The organism is Megasphaera sp. NM10, assembly GCF_000417505.1.
GTDB classification, from domain to species: Bacteria; Bacillota; Negativicutes; order Veillonellales; family Megasphaeraceae; genus Megasphaera; species Megasphaera intestinihominis.
The window spans coordinates 1-555 of the sequence record NZ_APHY01000145.1 but is presented as its reverse complement, the minus strand read 5'-3'; the positions used below and the strand labels follow the sequence as shown (position 1 = coordinate 555).

General features: G+C 52.3%; 1 rRNA gene. It reads left to right on the top strand.

What is annotated here, in order from left to right:
- Positions 1 to 104: 104 nt before the first annotated feature.
- A 16S ribosomal RNA gene (locus tag NM10_RS14090) occupies positions 105 to 555 on the top strand; the annotation flags it as partial.

Sequence of the window (555 nt, the reverse complement as noted above, 5' to 3'; positions counted from 1 at the left end):
GAACAATGAACTGAATGAACGCCAACGTGCGAGGTTCTATTATATAGAACGTCAAACAATGAGTAATACCAATCAATAAACAAGAGCCAAACGCTCTTCCATATATCATGGAGAGTTTGATCCTGGCTCAGGACGAACGCTGGCGGCGTGCTTAACACATGCAAGTCGAACGAGAAGAGATGAGAAGCTTGCTTCTTATCGATTCGAGTGGCAAACGGGTGAGTAACGCGTAAGCAACCTGCCTCTAGATGGGGACAACAGCTGGAAACGGCTGCTAATACCGAATACGTTCTTTCTGCCGCATGGCAGAAGGAAGAAAGGGAGGCTCTTCGGAGCTTTCGCTGGAGGAGGGGCTTGCGTCTGATTAGCTAGTTGGAGGGGTAACGGCCCACCAAGGCGACGATCAGTAGCCGGTCTGAGAGGATGAACGGCCACATTGGGACTGAGACACGGCCCAGACTCCTACGGGAGGCAGCAGTGGGGAATCTTCCGCAATGGACGAAAGTCTGACGGAGCAACGCCGCGTGAACGATGACGGCCTTCGGGTTGTACTGA